This is a genomic window from Oceanisphaera pacifica (assembly GCF_017498065.1).
In the GTDB taxonomy this organism is placed as follows: Bacteria; Pseudomonadota; Gammaproteobacteria; order Enterobacterales; family Aeromonadaceae; genus Oceanimonas; species Oceanimonas pacifica.
Genome location: NZ_JAGDFX010000010.1, coordinates 84,872 through 111,451, shown reverse-complemented (window position 1 = coordinate 111,451; position 26,580 = coordinate 84,872). Strand labels below are relative to the sequence as shown.

General features: G+C 48.1%; 21 protein-coding genes. 8 read left to right on the top strand and 13 right to left on the bottom strand.

What is annotated here, in order from left to right:
• Window positions 1–773 precede the first annotated feature (773 nt).
• The 3 genes from J3U76_RS09895 to gcl all read right to left on the bottom strand — a co-directional run bounded on the left by J3U76_RS09895 (window position 774) and on the right by gcl (window position 4,399).
• A complete protein-coding gene (locus J3U76_RS09895) occupies window positions 774–1,661 on the bottom strand; it encodes a 2-hydroxy-3-oxopropionate reductase (RefSeq protein WP_208005812.1) in 888 nt (295 codons plus the stop codon).
• A 106-nt stretch (window positions 1,662–1,767) separates the two neighbouring features.
• Window positions 1,768–2,553, bottom strand: a complete 786-nt coding sequence (hyi, locus tag J3U76_RS09890; RefSeq protein ID WP_208005811.1) for a hydroxypyruvate isomerase — start codon at window positions 2,551–2,553, stop codon at window positions 1,768–1,770.
• A gap of 67 nt (window positions 2,554–2,620) precedes the next feature.
• Window positions 2,621–4,399: a glyoxylate carboligase gene (gene gcl / locus J3U76_RS09885; RefSeq protein WP_208005810.1), complete on the bottom strand. Its 1,779-nt coding sequence runs from the start codon at window positions 4,397–4,399 to the stop codon at window positions 2,621–2,623.
• A 503-nt stretch (window positions 4,400–4,902) separates the two neighbouring features.
• Between gcl and J3U76_RS09880 the strand changes: the two genes are divergently transcribed.
• Window positions 4,903–5,385, top strand: a complete 483-nt coding sequence (locus J3U76_RS09880; protein ID WP_208005809.1) for an FKBP-type peptidyl-prolyl cis-trans isomerase — start codon at window positions 4,903–4,905, stop codon at window positions 5,383–5,385.
• 100 nt (window positions 5,386–5,485) lie between these two features.
• Here J3U76_RS09880 and J3U76_RS09875 read toward each other — a convergent pair whose 3' ends face one another.
• Window positions 5,486–6,874 carry a GTPase/DUF3482 domain-containing protein gene (locus tag J3U76_RS09875; protein ID WP_208005808.1) on the bottom strand — a complete coding sequence of 463 codons (1,389 nt, stop codon included), beginning with the start codon at window positions 6,872–6,874 and terminating at the stop codon, window positions 5,486–5,488.
• Complete coding sequence (locus tag J3U76_RS09870) at window positions 6,871–8,286, bottom strand: DUF2868 domain-containing protein (protein ID WP_208005807.1); 1,416 nt, start codon at window positions 8,284–8,286, stop codon at window positions 6,871–6,873. The genes J3U76_RS09875 and J3U76_RS09870 overlap by 4 nt, the downstream gene beginning before the upstream one ends.
• 469 nt (window positions 8,287–8,755) lie before the next feature.
• Between J3U76_RS09870 and J3U76_RS09865 the strand changes: the two genes are divergently transcribed.
• Window positions 8,756–8,926 (top strand): hypothetical protein, encoded by a 171-nt coding sequence (locus J3U76_RS09865; RefSeq protein ID WP_208005806.1) that lies wholly within the window; start codon window positions 8,756–8,758, stop codon window positions 8,924–8,926.
• Between the two features lie 71 nt (window positions 8,927–8,997).
• Here J3U76_RS09865 and gorA read toward each other — a convergent pair whose 3' ends face one another.
• A complete protein-coding gene (gorA, locus tag J3U76_RS09860; protein WP_208005805.1) occupies window positions 8,998–10,350 on the bottom strand; it encodes a glutathione-disulfide reductase in 1,353 nt (450 codons plus the stop codon).
• A 239-nt stretch (window positions 10,351–10,589) separates the two neighbouring features.
• On the opposite strand from gorA, the gene prlC reads away from it, so the two are divergent.
• The 4 genes from prlC to J3U76_RS09840 all read left to right on the top strand — a co-directional run bounded on the left by prlC (window position 10,590) and on the right by J3U76_RS09840 (window position 15,329).
• On the top strand, window positions 10,590–12,632 hold the full coding sequence (prlC, locus tag J3U76_RS09855) for an oligopeptidase A (RefSeq protein ID WP_208005804.1): 2,043 nt from the start codon (window positions 10,590–10,592) through the stop codon (window positions 12,630–12,632).
• Window positions 12,633–12,817: 185 nt separating this feature from the next.
• A complete protein-coding gene (locus J3U76_RS09850) occupies window positions 12,818–13,591 on the top strand; it encodes a class I SAM-dependent methyltransferase (protein WP_208005803.1) in 774 nt (257 codons plus the stop codon).
• Window positions 13,592–13,766: 175 nt separating this feature from the next.
• Window positions 13,767–14,246, top strand: coding sequence for a DNA starvation/stationary phase protection protein Dps (gene dps / locus J3U76_RS09845; RefSeq protein WP_208005802.1), 480 nt, complete (start codon window positions 13,767–13,769; stop codon window positions 14,244–14,246).
• A gap of 207 nt (window positions 14,247–14,453) precedes the next feature.
• Complete coding sequence (locus J3U76_RS09840) at window positions 14,454–15,329, top strand: MBL fold metallo-hydrolase (RefSeq protein ID WP_208005801.1); 876 nt, start codon at window positions 14,454–14,456, stop codon at window positions 15,327–15,329.
• 316 nt (window positions 15,330–15,645) lie between these two features.
• Here J3U76_RS09840 and J3U76_RS09835 read toward each other — a convergent pair whose 3' ends face one another.
• The 4 genes from J3U76_RS09835 to J3U76_RS09820 form a co-directional block, all read right to left on the bottom strand.
• Complete coding sequence (locus J3U76_RS09835) at window positions 15,646–17,610, bottom strand: methyl-accepting chemotaxis protein (protein WP_243454187.1); 1,965 nt, start codon at window positions 17,608–17,610, stop codon at window positions 15,646–15,648.
• A 111-nt stretch (window positions 17,611–17,721) separates the two neighbouring features.
• A complete protein-coding gene (locus tag J3U76_RS09830) occupies window positions 17,722–18,741 on the bottom strand; it encodes a CobW family GTP-binding protein (RefSeq protein WP_208005800.1) in 1,020 nt (339 codons plus the stop codon).
• A 106-nt stretch (window positions 18,742–18,847) separates the two neighbouring features.
• Complete coding sequence (locus J3U76_RS09825) at window positions 18,848–19,822, bottom strand: MDR family oxidoreductase (protein WP_208005799.1); 975 nt, start codon at window positions 19,820–19,822, stop codon at window positions 18,848–18,850.
• Between the two features lie 125 nt (window positions 19,823–19,947).
• Complete coding sequence (locus tag J3U76_RS09820) at window positions 19,948–20,814, bottom strand: carboxylate/amino acid/amine transporter (protein ID WP_208005798.1); 867 nt, start codon at window positions 20,812–20,814, stop codon at window positions 19,948–19,950.
• 643 nt (window positions 20,815–21,457) lie between these two features.
• Here J3U76_RS09820 and J3U76_RS09815 point away from each other — a divergent pair.
• Entirely contained in the window at window positions 21,458–22,381 is a 924-nt protein-coding gene (locus J3U76_RS09815) for a LysR family transcriptional regulator (RefSeq protein WP_208005797.1), read from the top strand.
• Window positions 22,382–22,405: 24 nt separating this feature from the next.
• On the opposite strand, the gene J3U76_RS09810 is transcribed toward J3U76_RS09815, so the two are convergent.
• The 3 genes from J3U76_RS09810 to J3U76_RS09800 form a co-directional block, all read right to left on the bottom strand.
• Complete coding sequence (locus J3U76_RS09810) at window positions 22,406–22,846, bottom strand: universal stress protein (protein ID WP_208005796.1); 441 nt, start codon at window positions 22,844–22,846, stop codon at window positions 22,406–22,408.
• Between the two features lie 227 nt (window positions 22,847–23,073).
• On the bottom strand, window positions 23,074–23,880 hold the full coding sequence (locus J3U76_RS09805; RefSeq protein ID WP_208005795.1) for an ion transporter: 807 nt from the start codon (window positions 23,878–23,880) through the stop codon (window positions 23,074–23,076).
• A 141-nt stretch (window positions 23,881–24,021) separates the two neighbouring features.
• The gene (locus J3U76_RS09800; protein WP_208005794.1) at window positions 24,022–25,194 is read right to left on the bottom strand and encodes a methyltransferase; all 1,173 of its coding nucleotides are present in this window, start codon (window positions 25,192–25,194) and stop codon (window positions 24,022–24,024) included.
• Between the two features lie 115 nt (window positions 25,195–25,309).
• On the opposite strand from J3U76_RS09800, the gene J3U76_RS09795 reads away from it, so the two are divergent.
• Window positions 25,310–26,497 (top strand): BaiN/RdsA family NAD(P)/FAD-dependent oxidoreductase, encoded by a 1,188-nt coding sequence (locus tag J3U76_RS09795; RefSeq protein ID WP_208005793.1) that lies wholly within the window; start codon window positions 25,310–25,312, stop codon window positions 26,495–26,497.
• Window positions 26,498–26,580: the final 83 nt, after the last annotated feature.

Below are 26,580 nucleotides of genomic sequence, written 5' to 3'. Positions count from 1 at the left end.
TCTATTTAATATTAAGAGTGCTGTTAAAAATTATTACCCTTAACCTATATATCAGCGACTCTAGTTCCTATATCGCGCTGACCTGTGAGTATTAATACATCTTTGTTAACGATTAGTCAACTTATCGGTAACATTTGCTTTTGGTTATGTAACCAAGGCTATATATCTGAATGTGATACCAAATACATTAAATATTTATTTTATTGAGAACCTGAATCATGGAGGAAGCTGAGTCACCCTCCACGACACGCCATAAACCTATCCATGGGGGCTCGGGAAATGCCATCCCTGGCATTGTCACTGTCTTGTGGAAGTCAACTCTGTTACCTCTCTTGAAGCACCGAGCTGCCTGCTAACCCCCATTCACAGGCGGCTTCGCGGCATAGGGGAGTAGACCCTTTGTTCGACTTTTTATACAAACAAAAACAGACCAGTTATTTTCCCAGATTGGTATAAAGCGTGGACGACAAAGTACGTTTCGCTACGCAAAACCGGCCGACTAAAGATGGCCTCTACAAGGGTGGTGTTTGTGTTTAACGGGCAGCGTAGGGCGTTGGCTTTGAGATAGTTAAAGAAGAATAAAGCAGAGGGGTGAATCGTGAAGGGTCTCAGCTCATTTTTTAGCTGACAGCTATGTTTTCAAAGGCAGGGCAGTACGAAGAATAAGTTAGATCTTACACAAAGCCCCCTGAGTGAAAGCTCGTATTTATCTTTGTCTGCCCTAATTTTTAATTGCCCGCCATTATTTGCTAATCAGCAGGCAAACAACATTATCACTCACCACGAATGTTGTGGTTAGCTAGGTGCTCAAGTGCTTTTATCATACCTGAGTGGTCCCAACCAGCACCGTCTAGTGCGTTACAAGTGTTGAACAACTCTTGTGCGCCAGCAGTGTTAGGTAGAGAAACACCTAATTCGCGAGCACCAGTCAGTGCCAAGTTCAGATCTTTCTGGTGTAAAGCAATACGGAAACCTGGGTCGAAAGTACCCTTAACCATACGCTCACCGTGCACTTCTAAGATCTTAGAAGAAGCGAAACCGCCCATTAGTGCTTCACGCACCTTGGCAGGATCGGCACCGGCTTTAGAAGCAAATACCAATGCTTCTGCAACAGCTTCAATGTTCAATGCAACAATGATTTGGTTTGCAACTTTAGTCGTTTGACCGTCACCGTTACCACCAACCAAAGTGATGTTCTTACCCATGATTTCGAACAATGGGTTGATCTTGTCAAATACTGACTGCTCGCCACCAACCATGATGGTTAGGGTTGCATTAATTGCACCTACTTCGCCGCCAGATACTGGCGCGTCTAAGTAGTCTGCGCCTGTTTCGTTAACGCGCTTAGCAATTTCTTTAGTCGCAATTGGCGAGATAGAAGACATATCTACTACGATTTTGCCAGCAGACAGACCTTCGGCTACGCCGTTATCACCAAACAGTACGTCTTCAACCTGTGGGGTATCAGGTACCATAGTGATGATAACGTCAGCAGCTTCTGCTACCGCTTTAGGCGTCGCTAGTGCAATTCCTTTATCGCCAACTAGGTCGGCTGGAGCTTTGTTGAAGTGCTCAGAGAAATACAGAGTGTAACCTGCTTTTTGCAAGTTCTCAGCCATGGGCTTACCCATGATACCGGTACCGATAAAACCTATTTTCATCGTATGTTCCTTTTTTAGCTTGTGGGGACAGCAGGTGCGATCCACTGGGTGTTACACCTGCGACCTTTAAGATATATCAATGCTGCATTCGCAGCATAGTCCGGATTTAGTTCAGGCTTGAGTAGTTCTTCAACCAAGTCAAACCTGCTTCTGTGGTGGTGGCTGGCTTATATTCGCAACCAATCCAACCGTCAAAGCCAACTTCGTCCAAGTACTTGAACAAGAACTCGTAGTTGATTTCGCCTGTGCCTGGCTCGTTACGACCAGGATTATCAGCCAACTGAACGTGGTTGATGTTGCCTAGGTTGTTTTTAATAGTACGAGCTAAGTCGCCTTCCATGATCTGCATGTGATAAATATCATATTGCAGGTACAAGTTATCGCTACCCACTTTTTCGCGGATAGACTGAGCTTGAGCTGTGTTGTTCAGGAAGAAGCCAGGAATATCGATAGTGTTAATCGCTTCCATCACCAGCTTGATGCCTGCTGCTTCTAACTTCTCAACAGCAAACTTTAAGTTAGCAACAAAAGTGGCTTCTGCGTCGTCATAAGATACGCCTGCTGGCTGAATACCCGCCAAGCAGTTTACTTGGCTGTTACCCAATACTTTGGCGTATTCGATAGCCTGATCAACACCGGCTTTAAACTCTTCAACCCGATCTGGATGGCAAGCAATGCCGCGCTCGCCGCCTGCCCAGTCACCGGCTGGCAGGTTAAATAACACCTGGGTCAGACCATTAGCGTCTAGTTTGGCTTTAATGTCTTGTGCGGTTTCAGCATAAGGGAATAAATATTCAACACCCTTAAAGCCAGCTTTTGCAGCAGATTCAAAGCGGTCCATAAAGTCCACTTCGGTAAACAGCATAGACAAGTTGGCAGCTAATTTTGGCATAACAATGTCCTTCTTTGATTGGGGGCAAAAGGAAGCCCAGCCAAATAGCTGGGCTTTAGCGTTTTAATTAATCAAGCATTGAGATAGTTGCAGTTGGGGCATCTTGGCCTTTTTCTGCAAGTTCTTCAAACTCGTTAACTGCGTCAATTTCAACGCCCATAGAAACGTTGGTCACACGCTCAAGAATCACTTCAACAACCACTGGTACAGAGAATTCAGCCATTAGCTTCTTAGCTTGTTCCAGTGCAGGTGCGATATCTTCAGGCTTGAATACGCGGATTGCTTTACAACCCAGGCCTTCAACCACTTTAACGTGATCCACACCGTACTCACCTAGCTCAGGAGAGTTGATGTTTTCGAACGACAACTGAACACAGAAGTCCATGTCGAAGCCACGCTGTGCTTGACGGATCAGACCTAAGTAAGAGTTGTTTACCAGTACGTGGATGTACGGCAGTTTAAACTGTGCACCAACGGCCAATTCTTCAACCATGAACTGGAAGTCGTAGTCACCAGAAATAGCCACAACGTTACGTGAGCTATCAGCTGCAACCACACCCAGAGCGGCAGGAATAGTCCAACCCAGAGGGCCGGCTTGACCACAGTTGATCCAGTTACGTGCGCTGTATACGTGCAAGAACTGGGCTGCAGCAATTTGTGACAAGCCAATGGTAGATACATAAGTGGTATCGCGACCAAACACCTTGTTCATTTCTTGGTAAACACGCTGTGGTTTAACTGGCGTGTTATCGAAGTTGGTCTTACGCTGCATGGTGCGCTTGCGCTCAGTACACTCAGCAACCCAAGCGCTGCGGTCTTTCAGCTTGCCTGCTGCTTTCCACTCTTTAGCAACTTCTAAGAACAAGTCTAAAGCGGCGCCTGCGTCAGATACGATACCCAAGTCTGGGCCAAATACGCGACCAATTTGAGTCGGCTCAATGTCTACGTGGACGAATTTACGGCCTTTAGTGTAAACATCAATAGAACCAGTGTGGCGGTTAGCAAAACGGTTACCAATACCCAACACAAAGTCAGATGCTAGTACGTTAGCGTTACCGTAGCGGTGTGAAGTCTGTAGACCACACATACCTGCCATTAGCTCGTGATCGTCTGGGATAGTACCCCAGCCCATCAGTGTTGGGATGACTGGTACGTTTACCAGCTCAGCAAACTCAGTCAGTTGCTTGTCTGCGTTGGCGTTAATAACACCACCACCAGAAACCAATAATGGCTTCTCTGACTCATTTAACATGGTCAGGGCTTTTTCAATTTGTACGCGGTTAGCAGTAGGCTTATAAGCCGTCATTGGCTGGTAAGCTTCAGCGTCAAATTCAATTTCTGCCATTTGTACGTCAAACGGTAGGTCAAGTAATACAGGACCCGGACGATCTGAACGCATAATGTGGAATGCTTTTTGGAAAGCACCGATCAATTGAGCTGGCTCAAGAACGGTAGAAGCCCACTTAGTTACAGGCTTAGCGATAGACTCAATGTCTACAGCTTGGAAGTCTTCTTTGTGCATGCGTGCACGTGGTGCTTGACCCGTGATGCACAAAATTGGAATCGAGTCAGCCATGGCTGAGTACAAACCGGTGATCATATCGGTACCGGCTGGGCCAGAAGTACCAATACAAATACCAATGTTGCCAGGGTTGGAGCGGGTGTAGCCTTCTGCCATGTGTGACGCGCCTTCAACGTGGCGAGCCAACACGTGCTCAATAGAACCCAAGCCGCGCAATGCGGAGTAGAAAGGGTTAATAGCGGCGCCGGGAACGCCAAAGGCTTTTGTTACACCTTCCAGCTCAAGGATTTTGGCAACTGCCTCGATTGCTTTCATTTTAGCCATAATCGGTATCCATTCATCTGAGGTGCTCTCGGCACCATTTATTGTTAATCCATAAGTAATGGTTACTGGTCCCACTTAGTGAGGGTGGTTAATAACCAGAAAACCCATAACGTGATGATACAAAAAAAACTGTGACGATCAACCAGTTTTTGGAAATCATTTTTACAATGTGGAAATTGTAAGAGAAAAACTGGGTCAATCTGTTTGTTCTCTATCATCTTTTTATTGAGTAACGGCTGTACTCTAGGTAGTGCTGGGTAAAGCGATTAGTTCAACATTAGCAACTCATATAGTGTGACCTAGCGCACACATGATAACAAAAATATGACTAAATAAACATTAAAGAGCGTTTTGATCACATTTTTTACATTTATCAGCCAACATTCGTGGTTTGCAGTGAGCACATTAAGCCGATTGATGGCATCAGCCTTGAAATCGTGAACCCTGCTTTGCCATCTGTTACTATTTATATCTACTTTATTGACCTAATAACGGGATTTTTGATGCACGTTGCAGACAACACTGTGGTTCAGTTTAACTACACCTTAAAAAACGAAGAGGGTGATACATTAGATACCAATGTAGACAATGCACCACTGGCTTACCTGCATGGCCATAACGGCATGTTAGAAGGCATTGAAAAGGCAATGACAGGTAAAGAGGCGGGTGAAACCTTTAGCATTACCTTAACGCCAGAAGAAGGTTACGGTGAGCGTAAAGAAGACATGATCCAGCGCGTACCGGTAAAACATTTACATGGTGCTAAAAAGTGGAAAGCCGGCATGATGGCCACAGTGCACACTGAGCAAGGTGAGCGTCAGGTCGTGCTCGCCAAAGTGGGCAAGTTTATGGCCGATGTAGACATGAACCACCCTTTAGCGGGCTTAACGCTAAATTTTGATTTAGAAGTGGTGAGTGTAAGAGAAGCCACAGAAGAAGAGTTGAGCCACGGCCACGCCCACGGCGAAGGCGGACACCAGCATTAAACATAGCCGTAAGCGGTAAGCAGTAAGCTTTACGCTGTAAGTTAAAGATTAAAAAAGCCGAGCTGATGCTCGGCTTTTTGTTCGTTTTAATCCCCAATCCCTAGCTCTCAGCATCTTGTTTGGCCAAGCTGGCTGCTAAGTGTTCAATCTCGCTGGTGCGTTCGTGATCTAGCTTAGGCTTGCGGCCGTTTAGGCTCGACCATGCCGGATAGGCGCGGGCGGTGGTGAGTTGCGGGGCGAGTTCGCCTTGGCGCCAGTGTTGCTCGAGCGGCGTGTCCATTTGAATGCGCTCTTGGGCAGCGTGGCCTCTTAGCTCTAAGGCAGTTAATAGTCGCTGTTGGCGAATGGCTAATAAGCGCAGCGTAGCGTCGTTAACCGTCAGCTCGCGCTCGCCGCGCCATTTGCCTTTAATGCGATCGCCGTAGTTACGAAACGTTTGGGTAAAGCCACCAATGGCGGCACCCACTAAGGTAGCTGCGCCTAAGCTTAAGCCGCCAGTAAAGAGATCAATACCGGCACCGGTAGCGGCACCGGCCGCCATGCCGCCACCCAGTTTTACGCCGAGCTGCTTCATGGTGGCGGGGTTAAATAAATCTTCGCCCCAGCGGCCTTCTGTTAATGGTAAGTCTTGCGCTTCGGCATCGCCTTTACGAAATGCATAGAGTTTTAATAGCGCCTCAACACATTGTTGCTCACGCTTTCGCACGTCGTTATGTAGTTCTTTAATGGCTTCGTCTAATAACTCGGGATGTACGCTGCGACGAGTGGCCGCTACATCAATTAATAACTCGGCAATTAAGCGATGGCCGGCTTTGCGGCGTACTTGTACTTGCGCTAGGTTATGCTCAATTAAGCGCTGCAATCGAGGGCGCTGACTGTCTAATACCAAGCTTAAATTTTCATAGAGCCGCTGCTCGCCATCGGCGGGCGGGGCCACGCTGTCAAAGCGCACTATGGCATGCAAGCCTAAGCGGGCCAGTACATCTCGCCAAGCGGCTTCTCGCTGCTCGGGGTCATTTACAAAGTTAAGCACCGGCAATAACGGCTTGCCGCACATGGCCAAAATAGCCAGCTCATCACGATATTTTGCTAAAACAGGCTCGCGCGCATCGATTACATAAAAGCCGGCATCAGATTGTAATAACTGGCGCAATACTTTGGCTTCTTGCTCAAAACGTTGCGCGGCTTCACTGGTCTCAAGAAAACGCTGTACTTGCTCGGGGCCATCTAAACGTCGCTCGGTTTGCGGCAGTTGCTCTATATATTCATAAAGGGCTATGGCGTCTTCAAATCCCGGTGTGTCATACAGCTCGATCAATGACTCGCCATCCACCGACAATCGTGCGCCTTCTACGTGACGCGTGGTGCTGGGACGATGAGAAATCGCCCCAAAGCCCACATCGCGGGTGAGGGTGCGCAGTAATGAGGTTTTACCCACATTCGTGTGGCCAACCACTGCCAATGTTAAGGCGCTTGATTGCTGTGTCATTGTGTTTGCTCCGAGTCTTGTTCTAGCCAAGCCCAAGGCGCAGATCGACCATGGGGGAGTGCGAGCTCATTGAGTTGTTCTTGCCAATTCTCTAACCGCTCAGTTGCCACTGGCATCTCTAATAACCACACTTGAGTGGCTGCAGCTGTGCGTGATAGCTCGGCAATTAAGTTTAAGGTGCCTCTGTCTGCCGAGCGCTGAGGGTTACAGGCAATAAGTAATCGTGCGGGTGGCTGAACGCTCAGTTTATCGAGCACTTGTCGGCGTTGCTCGCGGCTATCGATCACTCCCATATCTAACACGCGAGACGCTAATGCACGAGGCTCTAATTCGCGAGACATGGAGGCTAAGTGTTCTGGCGGCCAAGTAATACTGTCATCCAGTTCAATGCCTAAGATTACGGCGCTTTGACCATTTAATTGTACGCCGGCCTGAGTGCTGGGTAAGGCGCTAGGGGCTGCATCAACCACACCGAGTCGTTCGCTGCTGGGTTGCACTCGTTCATGCAATGGCTGCCAAACGGCGTCATCACCATTAAAGGTTAAATGCTGTATACCCCGTCGCCAGCGCCACTCGCATAACAAGCTGCACACCAAGCGTGGCAGTATGCCGTATATTAACAGCGTACCCAGCAACCAACTGGCCCAAATGTGCCGAGCTTGCTCACCGGCGGCTGTGGTCAGGCCGCTTTGTTGAATCAGCGCACTATCGGGCAGGCCAAACCCTAGCCAAGATGCGGGTGTGCCAAGGGAGCTAACTAAGCTGATAAAAGTCTCGCTGGCAACAATGGTGGACTCCCACACAAAACCATACCGTCGGGTAGCTAATAGCATAATTAAGGTAATGAGTGCGCTCGATAAGGTAATCAACCACCAGCCATTTAATAAACGGCCCAAGCCCCAGCGCAGTAAATGGTGGCGTTGTAATAATACCAATAACGCTGGTGCGAGTTGTGCAGATTTGGCATCGCGCGCCAGTTTATTACTGAGCCATAACCAAGCTTGGCTAAGCGGAGAGCTAGTGCGCTTAGCAAATAGCATACTCAAGCACCACGCCAATAAACTTAATAGGTTTAGGCCAATAAGACCGCTTAAGGCCCAAAAAATATTGATGGCCTCGGGGGGGCCACTCAAGGCGGCTTTAGCCAGCACCACGCCCGAGAGAACGGCGGAAAAAACAAGCAACCATAAGGCCAGTCGCGCCCCCTGCAACCAATGTTGCATGGCCGTGACTAAGCCGTCGCGTTTAGCCAAAAATAGCCCACGTACTTGTAGGCGCTCACTCAATGAGCCTTGAGCAGATCGCGCCTTACGGCAGGCCTCACTGTCTTCCAGTAAGCCGGTTTGCTCTTCACGTAAGCGCACGGTTTCACAGAGCCAGAGGGTTTGTAAATTTGAGTGTTGTTCTGTCACAAGCCATCCATTTGTCGCAGTTATAGCGCTATTGTGCCTGATAATATGTTCTGAATAACGCCCATGGGTCATTTAAGCTTGGCGAAATAACTCTTGGGCCGGACTATTACTGATTAGTACTCAATCTTAATCAATTAATAGCCTGTGTGAATAGCCAAGCGTTTTTCGTGCAGTTGCATGAGTTTAATGAAGTGCCTATGCTCGTTATGCTATTGAATAAGATAGAGTCCATCATCTTATTAATAGATACCCGATGGTTTTTATTAGGATGCATCAGCGTCAAACAAGGAATAAGTATGAACCCATTAAGAAAGGTGGCCAAGTTTGGCTTGGTGTTAAGTGTGGCTGGGCTATTAACTGCGTGCGGTGGTGCTCCGTCAGACTCAGAGGTGCGCCAAGTACTTGAAGCGCATTAGCACAGCTGTCTGGTATTGCTGGTCAAGCCGGCCTTGAAGATGTTGCTAAGGGCATGATGCCAAAGGTGGAAGATATTTCCCCTCAGGGCTGTGAAGCGGCTGATAATGATGTTTATCTGTGTACGGTTGAAGCCACTGTGACCATGATGGGTGTGGAAAAAAAAGAGATGCAAGATTTTCGCTTTAAGAAAAATAGCGAGGGTGACTGGAAAGTGATTCGCTAACGTTAGCCGCTATCTTAGTAAAAAAGCCGAGCCATGCTCGGCTTTTTTATTTATGCTCTGGGTTAATACCCTTAACGCATGGTCACAAATTCTTCAGCGCCCGTGGGGTGAATGGCCACACAGGCGTCAAAATCTTCTTTGGTGGCGCCCATTTTAACGGCCACTGCAAAGCCTTGTAGAATTTCATCCATACCAAAGCCGATGCCGTGTACACCCACTACTTTTTCGTTGTCGCCCACACAGACCAATTTCATTTTGCAGGCTTGGCGGTGCTGGGTGGCAGCTGTGTACATGGAGGTAAAGCTTGAGGTATAAACCTTGACCTGCTCATCGCCATATTCAGCGCGGGCTTCTGGCTCAGACAAACCCAAGGTGCCAATGGGTGGGTGGCTAAAGACCACGGTTGGGATCAAGTTATAATCCATTTTGGCGTTGGTTTGGCCATTAAACAATCGCTCAGATAACTGGCGGCCAGCTTTAACGGCCACCGGCGTTAACTCAACATAGCCGATGTTATCACCCACCGCATACACGCCTTTGGCGCTAGTATTTTGATATTCGTCGACTTTAATGTAGCCGCGCTCGTCTGTCTCTACGCCTGCGGCCTCTAGGTTGAGATTGCTTGTTAAAGGACGACGACCAATGGCCCAAATTAGGCAGTCAATTTCCAGTTGCTTATCGTTTTCTAAGGTCAGTAATAAGCTACCATCTGCCTGCTTTTCGACGCTTTTCGGCGTTGATTGGGTATGTAGGGTTGGGCCTTCGGTGGCCATGGCTTCAACCAGGGTATCGGTTAAAATAGGGTCAAAATTACGCAGTGGCGCATGTTTGCGCACTAATAAATGTGTTTCTGAACCTAGTGCGTTCATCACACCCGCTAATTCTACGGCGATATAACCTGCACCCACTACCGCAACGCGCTTTGGCTGTTCTGTAAGCGCAAAGAAACCATCGGAGTCGATGCCGTGCTCAGCGCCCGGGATTTGTGGAATAACCGGCTCGCCACCCGTGGCAATGGTAATATGATCGGCGGTATATTCTTCACCGTCCACTATGACGGTGTGGGCATCTTTAAAGCGGGCAAAGCCTTTAATAACGGTAATTTTGTTATTGCCCAGCACACGATCGTAAGACTGGTGAATACGACCAATATAAGCTTGACGACTTTCTACCAGCTTACTCCAGCTATGGTTTTTTAAGTCGACGTCAAAGCCGTAGTCTTGAGCATAAAGTTTAATGGCATCGGCCACTTGTGCGCCGTACCACATCACTTTTTTAGGGACGCAACCCACGTTTACACAGGTGCCGCCTAAATCTTTGGCTTCAATTAAGGCTACGTTTTTACCGTGCATGGCGGCGCGGTTAGCTGAAGCGATGCCGCCGCTACCGCCACCAATGGCGATATAATCAAAGTGCTGTGCCATGAGAGAGGCTCCTAATAGAAAATGAATGAATATGAGGCAATAATGAAGTACAGCCTAAGCCATTGCTGATTGTACACCAAGCCGGTTGCGATAATATGCTTACTAACTGAGCAAAATCGTCAGTATTTGGCCTTTATCGTCAGTAAAAGCTTGAACATTGGCGCTGCTATCACCATCTTAGAGACATTGATCGTTTGCTCTTTAGCAAGTCGATGGCCTAAATATAAAGAGGTATCAAGATGACGAACCCGCTACTGACCATGGACGGCCTACCGCCGTTTAGCCAGATTAAGCCAGAGCACGTAAAACCCGCCATAGAGCATGCCATTGCTGATTGTAAAAAACGCGTAGCCAGCGTGCTGGATCACGATGAAAACTTTACCTGGGATAACTTAGTCGCACCATTAGAAGAAGTGGGTGATCGTCTGTCGCGTATTTGGTCGCCGGTGAGCCACTTAAATGGGGTGTTAAATAGTGAAGAGCTGCGCCAAGCCTATGAAGAATGCTTGCCAATGCTATCGGAATACAGCACTTGGATGGGGCAGCATCAAGGGTTATTTAACGCCTTTGATAGCCTAGCTAAGCGCGATAATTTTAAAAAATTAAGCCTAGCTCAACAAAAAGACGTGAATAATACCTTGCGTGATTTTCGCCTGTCGGGTATTGCGCTAGAGCCTGCACAAAAAGCCCGCTTTGGTGAAATAAAGTCTCGCTTGTCTGATTTAAGCTCTCGCTTTGCTAACCAAGTGTTAGACGCCACTCAGGCGTGGATTAAGCACATTACTGATGAAAAGCAGCTGTCAGGCTTGCCAGAATCAGCCATAGCCGCAGCTAAAGCCCAGGCTGAATCTCGCGAGCTAGACGGCTGGGTGTTTACGCTGGATATTCCGTCTTACTTACCGATTATGATGTATGCCGACGATGCCAGCCTGCGTGAAGAACTGTATCGCGCTTATTGCACCCGAGCCTCAGACCAAGGCCCCAATGCCGGTGAGTTTGATAACACGGCCGTGATTGAAGAAACCCTAGCGCTTAAGCAAGAGCTGGCGCAATTGCTGGGTTATGAGAACTATGCCCAGTTATCATTGGCCACTAAAATGGCAGAAAACGAACAGCAGGTATTAGACTTCTTAGACCAATTAGCGCAGCGCTCTTACCCACAGGGTAAGGCTGAGTTGGCTGAGCTAACCGAGTTTGCCCGTGAGCATTATGAAGTAGATGCACTCAATGCTTGGGATGTGAGCTACTACGGTGAAAAACTTAAACAACATAAATACACCATTTCTGATGAAGAACTGCGCCCTTATTTCCCTGCTAATAAAGTGGTGCATGGTTTATTTGAAACGGTAAAACGCTTATTTGGCGTTAAAGTTACCGAGCGTTTTGGTGTGGAAGTGTGGCATCCTGATGTGCGCTTCTTTGATATTTACGGCCAAGATGGCGAGCTGCGCGGTAGTTTCTATTTAGATCTTTATGCTCGTGCCAATAAGCGCGGCGGTGCTTGGATGGACGATTGCATGGGCCGTCGTTACCGTGAAGATGGCAGCCTGCAAAAGCCGGTGGCTTATCTTACTTGTAACTTTAATGGCCCGGTTGGCGACCAACCCGCGCTCTTTACCCATGGCGAAGTAGAAACCTTGTTCCACGAGTTTGGTCATGGCATTCACCATATGCTCACCAAGGTCGATGTTGCGGGTGTGTCGGGTATTAATGGCGTGGCATGGGATGCCGTTGAGCTACCGAGTCAGTTCTTAGAAAACTGGTGCTGGCAGCCAGAGGCACTGGCCTTTATTTCGGGCCACTATGAAACCGGTGAGCCACTGCCCGCTGATCTGCTAGAGCGTATGCTAGCCGCGCGCAACTTCCATTCTTCTTTGATGATGCTACGCCAATTAGAGTTTTCGTTGTTTGATTTTCGTCTGCACATGGCCAAAGACGGCGCTAAGCCGGGCCAAGCGCAAGCCATTTTAGACAAGGTTCGCGAATCAGTGTCTGTCTTGCCACCGCCTAGCTTTAACCGTTTTCAACATGGTTTTGCTCATATTTTTGCTGGCGGCTATGCGGCGGGTTATTACAGCTATAAGTGGGCAGAAGTGCTATCGAGTGATGCTTTCTCGCGCTTTGAGGAAGAGGGTATCTTTTGTGCTAAAACGGGCCGCGATTTCTTGCATGCTATTTTAGAGCAAGGTGGTTCGAAAGAGCCCATGGAGTTGTTTAAGCAGTTCCGTGGTCGTGAGCCCAAAATAGATGCCTTACTGCGCCATTCTGGCATTACGGCCTAATTAGCTGTCAGCTTTAAGCCGTCAGCTTTCAGCTCAAGACAAGGTCCCACCTTTTTTGGCCATACAGAGCTTGGGAGGTTAGTTTTTGAGTTTAACTTACCGCTGACAGCTGAATGTTGCCCGAAGGGCTTAATTGAACGCTTATTACGGCTGGCTAGTGCCAGCCGTTTTTATTGGTAACGCCGATGAACGAACTGCAAGTTCCACTACAGATTATATTAGAAGACTCAGCCATGGCGGCCGATGCTACCCGGCTAACGCAAGCGCTAGAAGGCGTGAAGGCGAGCGCCCCTTTTGCCTTGGTTTTAACGGAGGGGCGGCTAGAGCTGCGTAAATTGGATGAGCCTAAGCTGGGTGGGGTTTATGTTGACTTAGCCGACGGCGCAGCGGCCCATAGGCGCAAGTTTGGGGGTGGGCGAGGGCAGTCGATTGCCAAAGCCATTGGCTTAAAAAAAGGCCATACCCCAAGTGTGCTAGACGGTACCGCGGGCTTGGGCCGCGATGCTTTTGTGTTGGCCGCTTTGGGCTGTAAGGTAGCGCTGTGTGAGCGCCATCCCGTGGTGCATGCCTTGTTAGCCGATGGCCTACGTCGCGCTGCATTAGATGGCGATATTGGTGATTGGATAAGTGAGCGCATGCAACTATTACCATTCGGTTATACCTTGGCAAAGGCGGCAGAGGTAATAACGGCTCCTGAGGTGGTGTATTTGGATCCTATGTTTCCTCATAAGAAAAAGTCAGCCTTAGTAAAAAAAGAAATGCGGGTCTTTCAGTCATTAGTGGGGCCCGACTTAGATGCCGATGCACTCTTGCCGCAAGCATTGCAACTTGCCCGTGCCCGTGTGGTGGTTAAGCGACCCAGTTATGCCGGTTTTTTAAATGAAGTGTCCCCCTCGGCGCAAATAACCACCAAAGGTAACCGCTTCGATTTATATGTAAAACAAGCCCTAGGCCGTTAAGTGCTATTAGAAACCATGGCTACAGGTGAAGTGGCGACAAACAATGACCGGAAAAATAATGAAATGTGCGCTAGGGGTTAACAGAAGATGATTAGCCGTTTAGTATAAAGATGTACTATGGCCTGAAAGCTAACAGGATCAGTTTTACCACTAGTTTTTAAAATGGAGTGTAAAAATGAGAGAACGTTATGCAAGCGGACTAAGTGACACCACTGCTAAACAGATGATTGAGCTATTAAATGCCAATTTGGCGAATGTGATTGATTTGACCTTATCTGGTAAGCAGTGTCATTGGAATCTACAAGGCGCGGGTTTTATTGGTGTGCATCAACTATTAGATGAGACCACGAATCGTATTTTAGAGATCTCAGATACCATTGCTGAGCGAGTGGTGATATTAGGCGGCGAGCCTAATGGTTTGGCGGCACGGGTGGCTAAAGACAGTGTCTTAGAAGCTTACCCTACCGGTATTACCGCGGTGAATGATCATGTGCAAGCACTGACCAAGCGTTATAAAATGGTAGCCGAAACCCTGCGAGAGGCTATTCAAACCGCCGGAGAAGCGGGTGATGAAGACACCGCCGACTTGTTTACTGAAGCCAGCCGCATTATCGATAAAGATGCCTGGTTTATTGGCGCTAACGCCAAGTACTAACTCTTCTTAAAAGCCACTGTGCTAAATGGCGAGTTAAAAAGTGCCGAAGCATAGCTTCGGCACTTTTTGTTTTTGAAGCCGATTAAATTGGTCGCTTGGCCGGATAAGGTAATTCAATCTCTCTCATTAAAATATCACTGCTTATTAATTTAGGTTGTGCTAATGTTAGTTGTGAATACTAAATTGGACAAATGAAGAGGGATCATCATGGCACAAGCAATCCAACCCCAAGTAAAAGCCTTTTTAGAAAACGACAGCGAAACCTTTAGTTATGTGGTGTTCGACCAAGCAGGCGGCCATGGGGTGATTATCGACCCCATACTTAACTTTGATTATCCCTCGGGTCGCGCCAGCACTAAGCTTGCCCAGCAGCAATTAGACTTTGTGGCCGAGCAAAAGCTCACCATAGACTGGGTGCTAGAAACCCATGCTCATGCGGATCATTTATCGGCTGCGCCGTTTTTGCGTGACAGTCTCAATGCTAAAATAGGTATTGGCGCGCAGATCACCGACGTTCAAGGCATCTTCCGTGATGTTTTTGCTTTAGAGCCGGAGTTTATGACAGATGGTAGTCAGTTTGATGGCTTATTTGTTGACGGCGATAGCTTAACAGTGGGGCAGCTGCAACTTAAGGTGCTACACAGCCCTGGCCACACGCCGGCGGATGTGGCGTATTTGGTGAACGAGCAAGCGTTATTTGTGGGTGATACTTTATTTATGCCCGATGTAGGCACGGCGCGTTGTGACTTTCCTGGTGGCAGTAGCCAGCAGTTGTATCAATCTATTCAGCGCCTGCTTGCGTTACCCGGCAATACCGATATCTATGTGTGTCACGATTATCCTAAAGCTGGGCGTGAGCATGCGTATTTAACCACGGTTGCTGAACAGCGCGCCAACAATATTCATGTGCGCGATGGTATTGATGAAGCCAGTTTTATGGCGATGCGTGATGAGCGTGATGCTACCTTAGGTATGCCACGGCTTATTTTGCCGTCAATTCAAGTCAATATACGTGCCGGCGAAATGCCGCCTACCGACGAGCAAGGAAATACCTTTTTAAAGCTACCGATTAATGCGTTGTAAAAACAGCGCCGAGCACCAAGCGCCCGGCGCCCAGCTAAACAAAGGGCGGTGTTTATGTTTAAGCCGTCAGCTATCAGTGAAAGACAAACCGGCCGTTGTGTCTCTGTAGAGGCCGCTTCAGCTGGCCGGTTTTGCGCAGCAAAACTTCTATTGGCAACGGAATCCACAAAAGAACACGGAAAAATAGTGATCAAAAGAGCAGCGTTGAACACTAAGTGCTCGGCGCCTAGCTAAAGAAAAGCGCCTTACGCTGTATCTTTAAAACGAGCGCCGTCTTTTTGGTGTAAGGCATAATATGTGTCGTTCCTCGAAGCGGCTAGGTTAACATCTCGGTGATGGTGCTGGCTTGACCACGTATCCGGTCAACCACCTGGCCTGCTCGCTCAGAAACCTGAGTTGATTGTGTTTTAAGCTCGTCCATTAGATTCATAAACTGGTTCAGTTCAGCGGCTTGACTGTCTGCGTGCCCCGCACCCTGTGTCGCCATTGAGGTGGTTGCCTCTGAGGTGGTACGCACTTGCTCGGTGACTGTCATTAAGGTGTGAGCTTGTTCATGTTGAGCGGTAGCGGCAGACATCATATTGCTAATGGTATGGCCAAGCTCGTCACTAGATAGACGTAATCGCTCCATTATATTGCTGATTTCGCTAAGTGAACCCTGAGTGCTACCGGATAGCGTACGAACCTGATCAGCCACCACCGCAAATCCTCGCCCTTGCTCGCCTGCTCGTGCTGCTTCAATGGCGGCATTCAGAGCCAACAAGTTTGTTTGTTCAGCTATTTGCTGTATCACGCCAATAATAGTGGCGGCATCATCCACTGAAGTGGTTAAGCTATTGAGTGCTTGCTGGCCGGTATGGGCGGCTTGTTGGCTTTGTTGGGCGGTGTGCACCAGTTGCTCTACTTGTTCTTTGCTTACCCCCATGGCTTGTAAGTTATCGCGGGCAGTAAGCGCGATGTCGTCTGTAGCTTGGCGCATTTGCTGAGCTAAGCTATTTAGCTCATCCACCATACGCATACTGCCGCTCATGGTGTGATCTGTGGTTTGAGTCTGGTGCTGAATATCTAACACTTCTTCTACCATTTGCTCGAGTGCCATTGAGACATGCCTAAGCTGCTCGGCTCGCGTGTGTTGTTGATGCTGTAACTGTTGGATAAGCCCATTGAAGCTGGTGGCTATTTGGCCAAGCTCGCTATTAGGGTGACTTACTGGAATGGGAGTAAGCTGGCCGTTTTGTAGTAAACGGGCAAAAGCATGACTTAACTGGTGTAAGCGCTTAACGACTAATTGGCGTTGAAAGCCATAACTGAGTAGGGAAAATAGCAATAGAGTAAAGCATAATCCCAGTAACAAGAGTGTTAGCTGCTGATACTGGCTAGAGCGAGTCGCTTCTTGTTGCGCCACGAGTTGATCGAGCTCTTGCTCTATGGTGACGAGACTTGTATTGAGTGTGCTGGCTGCTTGATTGAGTCGTGCCAAATTATTGTGCGTATTCGTTAACTCCTTAGGGTAACGACGCAGTAAGCTGCTTACTTCTCGTTTGGGACCTTCACCTATTTCGACTGGCTTGGGTTTGCGTAGAGCAAATTCGTCTACTTCTGGGGTTTGATACAAACCTAGTAGTGGTAAGTCTTGCAGCTTTTTCGCCTGCTGATTAAGGCTATTCAGTTGAAAGTACAGCGCCTTTTTCTGAGGCTCGCTTTGGTTACTCATATAGCTTTGGCGTAAATGAATCAATTTGGGAAGGGCACCCAGCATGGCGGTCGCTATATCTTGATATTGGGTGCTTAATTGCGCTTGATATTGGGCATCTGTTTGATCTGCGTATTGCGTTAGGGCATTTAAGCTGTCGGCCAGCTCTTGCTCAGCGTGTTGCAGTAATTGCTGGCTATTATTGGAAAGTTTACCGGCGGCCCTAAAGTCGAGGCGCAATTGCTGCTCTAGCTGGGCGATGGCCTGTTGTGCTGATTGGGCATTAGGGGTTGCGTCTAACACTGTGCTAATTGTGGCAAGCTGTTGTTTGGCGCTGGTGAGTAAGCTGCTATCGCCACTGGTTAAATACGCGGTAATAGTGCGATATAAGTCCAAGTTAACGGCTCTGCGCAGTTGCTCTATATCTGCTCGCGCCTGCTCGCCTTGGCGCAGGCGTTGATCTGCTACATAAAGGCTGGCGGCAAACGTAACCGCTAATACCATTAGCAATAGCGAAGATAACCATGAAAACAAAGACACTTTCATTAGCAATAGCGAAGATAACCATGAAAACAAAGACACTTTCATTCTCTTAACCCTAATCACTTCTTATATTGAGCAGAGTAAGACAGTTAAGTGACAGTTTTATGATCAGCACAGGCTAGATAGCGATGACCCTGACAGAATCAGGTTAACGGCTTACCGTTCTTCGTGGCCATGACTTTTATCTAGGGTGGCTAACAATGCGGTTTGTAATTGCTGTGCGGGTAGCGGCTCAAGGTCGATTAACTCGAAACGACCTTCTTTTTGTGGCGCAAGACGATAAACCGAAAGCTGGTCGCCCACCTGATTAAATGCCCACCAGCCATCATCACTGGGCAATACCGCTTTGAGTCGTGCGACTTTAAGTGAGCGGCAAAACATTTCCACGGCTTTAATATTAAAACGCAGCTCTGCTAAAAAGCGCCACCCCACCGAATAATGATCTTGGCCCAAATTGCTATAGCGTCGCCACGGCTGCGCTTGGCTTAGTCGCGGCTCTGGGCTGGCAATTAATGGTCGAGCTGTATTATTTGCATGTGCCGCAGGTGTGGCGGCTTTACGTTTGCTGTAATGGACTGCATGCAGCCACTTAGGGTCTAACTGACCTTGGCTGATGGTGACGCATTGTTGCGGTGCTTGCCCGGCAAATAAACCATGATTAATGGCACTCTCTAAGCTGATGATTTGCTCAGGCGTGCTTAAATCAGCCTTATTAATTACTAACACATCGGCGAGTGCCAGTTGGTCTTGATAAGTTTCGTGCTCTTGATAACGGCTATCGGCCCATTGGCGCGGATCGACCACACAAAAAGTTGCGCCTAGTTGCAATGAATCTTGATAGTGCTCGGCAGTTAAGGTTTGTAAAATTTGGCTAGGGTGACCTAAACCACTGGGCTCAATAAATAACCGATCGGGCTTGGCTTTATGTAGCAAGGCATTTAGGCCAATTTGAAACGGCAAGCCCGAGACGCAACATAAACAGCCACCGGGCACTTCTTTAATCATGGCGCCTTGTTCCGTTAACAGGGCGCCATCTATCCCGACTTCACCAAACTCATTGACCAAAATAGCCCAGCGTTCATGCTCTGGCTTATTGGCTAATAAATGGCGCAGCAGTGTAGTTTTTCCAGTGCCTAAAAAGCCCATTACAAGGTGGGTGGTAACAGTAGAGGTCATGGTGAAGTCCGCAATAATTTTTTGTTATCTTATAACAATTTAAAAGTGTCGTCACAGCAAAATAATCGTTAGTTAACAACGGCAGACTCCACGCTGATTTAAATAGTTAGGGTTTAATCAGTACGCGGCCTTTAAGCTTACCGGCCAGTAGATCGTGAGCGGCGGTAATGGTTTGTGCTAGGGTGTAAACCTCGGTTTGATCTTCAAAGTCGAGCGGTAAACTGTTTTGCAAACGCTGCCATGCCGCTACACGGGTGGCGGGGGAAGCATACACAGAATCTATGCCTAGCAACTGTACCCCACGCAAAATAAAGGGCATTACTGTGGTATTCAATGCCATGCCGCCCGCCAAGCCACAGGCCGCTACAGCGCCGTTCATTTTAATTTGGCTTAACACCCAGGCCAGAGTGTGGCCTCCCACGGCATCGATGGCGCCAGCCCATTTTTGCGACGCTAGTGCTGCGGGTTCTTTATCAAACTCGCTACGAGGGATTACCTCTGTTGCGCCTAAAGCGCGTAGCCAATCACTATGTTGTAAGCGACCGGTAAGCGCATGTACTTCAAAGCCGGCATTGGCTAATAGACGCACCGCCACCGACCCTACTCCGCCTGTGGCGCCGGTTACCAAAATAGGGCCTTGTGCTGGCGTAACACCGCTGCGCTCTAGCGCCATTAATGACAACATAGCGGTAAGGCCGGCGGTGCCAATGGCCATGGCGCGCTTGGTGTTCATGGCGCAGGGCATAGGAGTTAACCAGTCGCCTTTGGCTGCGGCTTTTTCTGCCATGCCTCCCCAGTATTTTTCACCGACTCCCCAGCCGGTTAATATCACTTGATCACCCGCTTTGTGCTTGGAGTGTTCAGAGGTTAGTACCGTACCTGCAAAGTCGATACCGGGCACCATGGGCCATTGGCGAACAATTTTGCCGGTGCCCGTTATGGCCATGGCGTCTTTATAATTAAGGCTAGAGTAATCCACTTTAACCAAGACCTCGCCAGAGGTGAGAGAGTCTTGGTAAAGGCGCTGTACGCTTGCCTGAGTGGTGTTATTTGATTCTTCTAGTAGCAGGGCAGTAAACATGGCGTGTCTCCTCGTTTTTTGTATTGAGTGTAAAGATGCCACTCTCGATTGCCATCATTTATGCTCACCGAACGAGGGAACTGTGAGCTTGGTTTTATAGCGGCGCCTTTGGTGTAACTGCCAGCTTAAGTGTTTTTATTTAGTCGCTTTTTATTTATCCACTTTTCATTTATCAATAACGAAGCGAGCAAGATAGTGCCGCCTAGGGCTAAACGCGGCAAGTCGGCGTCTCGGCTCCATATGAATAAATTGACCAGTAGACCTGCGGGCACAAGGGCATTGTTCATAATGGCTAAGGCTCCTGCGTTAACTAAGGTCGCGCCTTTATTCCATAAAAAATAACCCAAGCCCGAGGCGCCTATGCCTAACCATAATAAAATACCCCACTGTAAGCTGGTAGTTGGGTAGTTTTGTGTGCCTAATATCCACCACGCGGGTAACACTATGGCGAGCGCACCTAAGTAGAAATAGCCAAATAGATGATGCTGTGACGTGCTGGGTTGATAGCGCTCTATCAATACTTTGTAGCCGACTTGCCCTAAGGCAAAGCAGAGATTAGCACCTTGTACTACGGCAAAACCTAGCCAGTAATCTTGCGTTAAGCCATTAAAGCGGATCACCAGTGCACCCAATACGGCTAAGGCGGCGGTGAGCAGATAACCTGGGTTAAAGCGCTTGTGTAATAGGTCGTAAATTAAGGTGACATACACGGGTGTTAGCACGGTGAAAATCAGTACTTCTGGCACGGTTAGCAGCAAAAATGATTGGTAGTAGAACAGGTACATAAGCCCCAGCTGCAGTGCACCGCAGGCCATTAACCCGGCCGCTAAGCGAGGGGGCTGGCGCCAGCGCATAAAGGGGAAAAACAGCAAAGTTGCCATTAAAATGCGGCTAAATACCGAGAAATAGCTATCAACAGCGCCGGCAAGGTAGACGCCAATTAAGCTAAAAGAAAAAGCCCACAACAGGGTAACGGCAACGAGATAAGGCATAAAAACAGGTCAAATTTGATAAAGATGGCGATGATAATAGCAAAAATGCAGCCGTAAGCGGTCAGCTTTCAGCGATCAGCTAAAAAGTAAGCGCTACCCACAGAACTATCAGAGGGTGAGAGATTACCCATGAATATCTTATATTAATTTTTCTGTGGGTTTCGTGGATTCCGTGGCAAAAAATTCTTAGTGTTTCGCGGTAGGCGTATGGCGTTAAGCTTACAGCGTTTTTTTGCAGCGTTTTTGCAAAAAGCGGGCATAAAAAAAGCCGGTGCAAAGCACCGGCCTGGGAATCACTAAGGTGTGTCATAAAAGTATGACGTCCCTAAACATGGTGGTTAACACCACACGCAGAACTTAAGGCATTGCCTTAAAAAGGTTGTCAGCGTGACAACTAGCGCCGCGAGTTTGCAAACATTCTGTTGGTATTACAGCTGCAATAAATTACCTCGAATAATTCATTAACAACCATAATAGACAGGTAGTACCCCCCATGATGCCACCATGCCCAGAAGCTTATTCACCCGACAACCAGATGCATTACTGCATCACGCCGACGATTAACTTGTTTATGGGAGGCATTTTATGGTCTGATGACGCATGTAAAAAATGAATTATCAACATAAAACCATGGTCAATATCGATGAATAACCTTTACCAGCGGCTCGACCTTAACTTATTACGCGTATTTGATGTGCTGATGCGCAGTCGTAATGTCACACGCGCTGCAGAACAACTAAATTTGTCTCAGTCTACTGTTAGTCATGCGCTAGCCCGCTTACGCCAAGCGTTAGACGACCCTTTGTTTGTGATGACGCGTAAAGAAATGCGGCCCACCCAACGTGCACTGGCATTAGCTGCCCCAGTGCGCCAAGCGCTAGCGTTGCTTGAACAAGGCGTGCGCCAGTCTGCAAGCTTTGACCCTAGCGTGTCGGCGCGTACTTTTCGTCTTGCTGTGCCTTCCTCTATTGAGCATGGCGTTGTGCCGCTATTGGTGGAGCTATTGCACCAGCGGGCGCCTGCTTGTCGGTTAGCTGTGTCTGAATTGGCTAACTCAGACTATGAAGATAGTTTATCCCGTGGAGAACTGGATTTAGTGGTGGCCTTTGCTGATGGCGATCATCTGTCGTCGCGGTTGCGCGTAGATCCTTGGTTTGATAATCCCATGGTGTGCTTATCGGCTGAGGGGAGCGGCTTACCCGGCTGTTTATCTGCAGAGCAGCTAGTGAGTTGGAGTCATGTATCCACCTCAACCTGGGGGCATAATCAAACGCTGGTTGAACAGTGGCTAAAAGAGAAGGGGTTAGAGCGCCATATTGCAGTTTGGGTACCCAGCTTTGAAGCTTTGCCTAAATTGCTGGCAACGGGGCGTTACTTAGCCATGGTGCCTGAACTTATTGCGCGGGACTTCTGTCACTACTATCCCTTACAACAACACAGTTTAAGTGAGTCGTTGCGCAGTACCTATATTTTGGCGCAGCATCCATTAACTGAGTTTGATCCTGCATTAACTTGGCTTCGTCAGTTATTAACAGAAGTGGGCGATCGGCTACACCAATCGCCCTAAATGAGATTTGCCGATGCTGCTTCGCTATTTTTTGGGTAGAGGAACCACCAATAAATCGCAAGGCACCGTATTCATCAACTGACGAGCAGAAGAGGTGAGTAGGCTCCAAAAGCTTTGTTCGTGGCCACAAATCAGTAGATCAACCCCATGTTGTTCAACGGCTTCGTTGACTTTAAGAGTAAGATCACCACAAATCACCAACTTTTTCTCAATGGGGTAGTCAACTGCACCAATATATTCTTCAAGTCGCTGCTTAGCATCCGCAACCACTTGGTCTTGAATATTATCGATGTCGATGTCGATCATTTCGGTATAAAGGTCTTTAAGATCCACATCTACGTGAATAATAGACAGTTTAGCGTTATTAGCACGGGCGCGGTCAACAGCTTTAGCAATCACTTTACGATTGCTTTCAGACATATCGACGGCGGCCAGTATATGTTTATACTGATAGGGTTCTGCCATGACATTTCTCCTTTTTTTAAGTCTATCAATCCATTACTAGATAAACCGTGAGCCGAACGGGATTTTTATAACCCTAGCAGCATAGGCCAAAAAATGGTGATGAGACAAGGGTTATCGCTTAGTCCAATAGTCTATAAACAGCGCTAAGCGCCCAGCGAATGGTATCAGGCTCAACAAAAGACGGTGTATTTGTCTCGCTGTCTCGCTCTCGGCGCTGTATTTCCTCTTTAAGCTCCCGGCTTATCGCTTCCAGCTTTCTGCTGCAGCAGCGTTTTTAGTGAGCCTATGTCTTCTTTTAATGAGGCGATTTCTTGATGCAAACTATTTAGCTGTGTCGTGACCTCTTGACGATATTGATGGTCGTTTGCTTTTTGCTGTTTTTCAGCCTCTTCGGCTTTAGGTGTTAATAAGCTTGAGGCCACCAACCCCGAAATACCGGCAAAAATAGACACACCGGTTAAAATCACAATGGCTGAAATAACACGTCCTGCTGTGGTAATAGGGTAGTAATCTCCATAGCCTACTGTAGATATGGTGACCAGCGCCCACCAAATTGCATCTTCTGCGGTTTCGATATTGGAGCCTTCATTGCCTGCTTCTGTCATTAAAATCGCAATGGCACTGCCGCCAAGCACTACCAACAGTATTAATAGCATAGAAGCTAGCATAGTGCTTTCGCTGTGCTTTAAGAGGTGGCGAATAACTTGGTTGGCCACCCGCAGCATACGCAGCACCCGCAGTACCTGAAAAATTCGCCCATAACGTAATATGTCTATGGCAGGTATAGAAGCAATAAAATCAATCCAATGGGTAGTTAAAAACGCTTTTTTATTTTTTGCACTAAATAAGCCATAAAAAAAATGACTAAGTAGCACTAAGCAAATACCGGTATCGAGCTTAAGTAACAGCTCTTTTTCTGAATTGCTGAAGGGGCCAAACTGATGCAATACGATAATCACCACCGAAATAATGGATAACACCATCATAACGAGGTCGAAGGCACTGGGCGGTAACATGCGTATTTTGGTTTTCACGGGCGCTCCTGTCCGTTTTTAATTGTGATGAGCTGTGCAGTATAACTAAATAATAATGCTGTTATTAGTTGAATCTAGGCACGGTAGACTCATTCTGTTATCTAATAAAAACGGAGCCTTTTAACTTCCAGCCTTCTTTTGCTATTGCCGCTCAGCCTGTAGCAGATAGCGCCGTGGTGTGTGTTGTGCATCGGTAAAGTAACCAAGCTGTACCTGATAGCCTTGCTCTTCAAGAAACACGGCTTTATCTAATAGTAACCATAACTCTAATGGATACTGATAACGATGACGTACCAGCTCAATGCGCTTAACCAATAAGCGTCGAGCTTGTGCTCGCGCTAGCCAATATTGACTGTCGATAACAGCAGGGGGAGTGAGTGATTTTTTCTCACAGGCCCAGCGAGCAAAGTCACTAAAGTCGCCACTTAAAAGACGTTTAGGAAAGCTGGGTAAGGGCAAGTAATTTGCTTGGCCAGTGAGCCATTGTTGTAGCTCATCAAAGGCGAGGCGCCAAGTTAGTTCAATATGGCGCAAGCGACGTACTCTTTCTCCTCCTGTGGCTTGCTGTTGCAAGGGTAAGCGCAAGCTGTGGCGGTCGAGTTGTAAGTCTAGCTGCTGGCCAAGGGCGGATAAGGGTTGATAGTGCTGACCGGCAATTAGGTGATAACAACAAGGCGATAAGGCAAGTTGCTGGGTGTGAGCGGCGGCGCCATGTCGTAAAAACGCCAAGTGCAACTCGCCGCAGGCATGTAGCGCCACGGCCGCTTGTTGCGGGCGAAATAGCTTAGCTGCAGCTTCGTCTAGCGCATTGGCACACACAAATTTATGGGGCAGTTGTAGTCGGTTGGCTAATTGTTCGCCTTGGGCACATAAATCGGCATTCCACTCTAGGCTGGTGACGGCGAGTGCGCCTTGCTGGGCCAGTAATCGACCTAAATGCCCTTTGCCCGCGCACCATTCTAAAATCGGGTGTCGGGTGTGGAGGTTGGCGGCAAAATCGTTAATTTGCGCCCATTTTCGCCCCCCAATACCACTGCTCCAACGAGGGTTGGCATAGTGAGGTGCGCGCGAGCGCTCGGGCAATACTATATTGTGGGCGTCGGGTAACTCTGGCCGCCATTGGCTTAACCACGCGAGAGCGGCTTCTGAATTTGCATCCAGTGCATCTAATGCGTCTTCATCTAGGGCGTTTAATGGGGTTGTTAGCTCTGGCCATGGCAGTGCTGTGCAACTAAAGGGCAGCGGCTGCCAGTCGCCCCTTGCTTGTTGTAGCAGGCGGCTTAGCTGCTGAAAATAGGTGGTAAAAATACTCATGGGCCAAGTATACCTCTGTGGCCATGCTCAGCACCATGCCATCTCGGTATCTGGCTTGGTGTTGAGGTGTGTGGGCGGTAGAATACCTGTTTGCTCATAGTGCTGTGGATAAAATATGAAAAGCTGGGATGTAATAATAGTAGGAGGTGGCGCCGCCGGTTTGATGTGTGCAGCCGAAGCCGGTAAGCGAGGCCGTCGGGTCTTATTGCTTGATCATGGCAAGCGCATTGGCCGAAAAATTATTATGTCGGGTGGTGGCCGCTGTAATTTTACTAACTATTTTATTGAACCCAGCGCATTCTTATGTGCAAACCCCCATTTTGTTAAGTCGGCATTGGCGCGTTATACCCAGTGGGACTTTATTGCTTTGGTAGAAAAGCATGGCATTGCTTATCACGAGAAAACCTTGGGGCAGCTATTTTGTGATGATTCTGCGCAAAACATCGTCGATATGCTGGTAAAAGAGTGTGAAGACGCCGGAGTTACCATTCGGCTGCGCAGTCATATTGAGTCGGTAGAACAGCAAGATGAAGGCTTTGCAGTTATCACCAATAATGAGCAGTACAGTTGTCAGTCGTTAGTGGTGGCCAGCGGTGGCTTGTCTATGCCAAAAATTGGTGCCTCTGCTTTTGGTTATCAAGTGGCAGAGCAGTTTGGCCTAAAGGTGTTGCCCACCCGAGCGGGGCTAGTACCCTTTACGTTACAGCCAGTCGACAAAGCCACACTTGAATCATTGGCGGGAGTGTCTTTGCCGGTGGTGGCAGAAAGTGAAGGCGGGACACGATTTGCCGAAAGTTTATTATTTACTCACAGAGGCGTGTCTGGCCCCGCTGTGTTACAAATTTCTTCTTATTGGCAAGCTGGCGAGCAAGTATTATTTGAGCTGTTGCCCGAAGGGCGCTTAACCCAAGGAATAAGCGAACACCCTAATCAAGAGCTAAAAACTTGGTTAGGGCATCAGTTACCTAAGCGACTGGTTGAGGCTCTGTTTACGCGAGACGAGTGGACTCAAACCAAGATCAGCAATAAACCGCTAAAACAATATGTGCCTAAAGAGATTGCTGCCATAGAAAAGCTACTGAGTGCTTGGCCACTTAAGCCAGGCGGCACCGAAGGCTATCGTACCGCCGAGGTCACCTTGGGTGGGGTAGACACCAATGAGTTATCATCTAAGACCATGATGGCCAAAAAAGTCCCTAACTTATACTTTATTGGCGAAGTAGTGGATGTGACCGGTTGGCTAGGCGGCTATAACTTTCAATGGGCCTGGAGCGCCGGTTGGAGTGCTGGACAGTCGGTGTAATTTTTATCGAGGTGAAGTAAGCGGTGGCCGACATTGAGGCAACTAAACGGGTAAGCCTGCTTACCCGTTTAAAAACTTATACG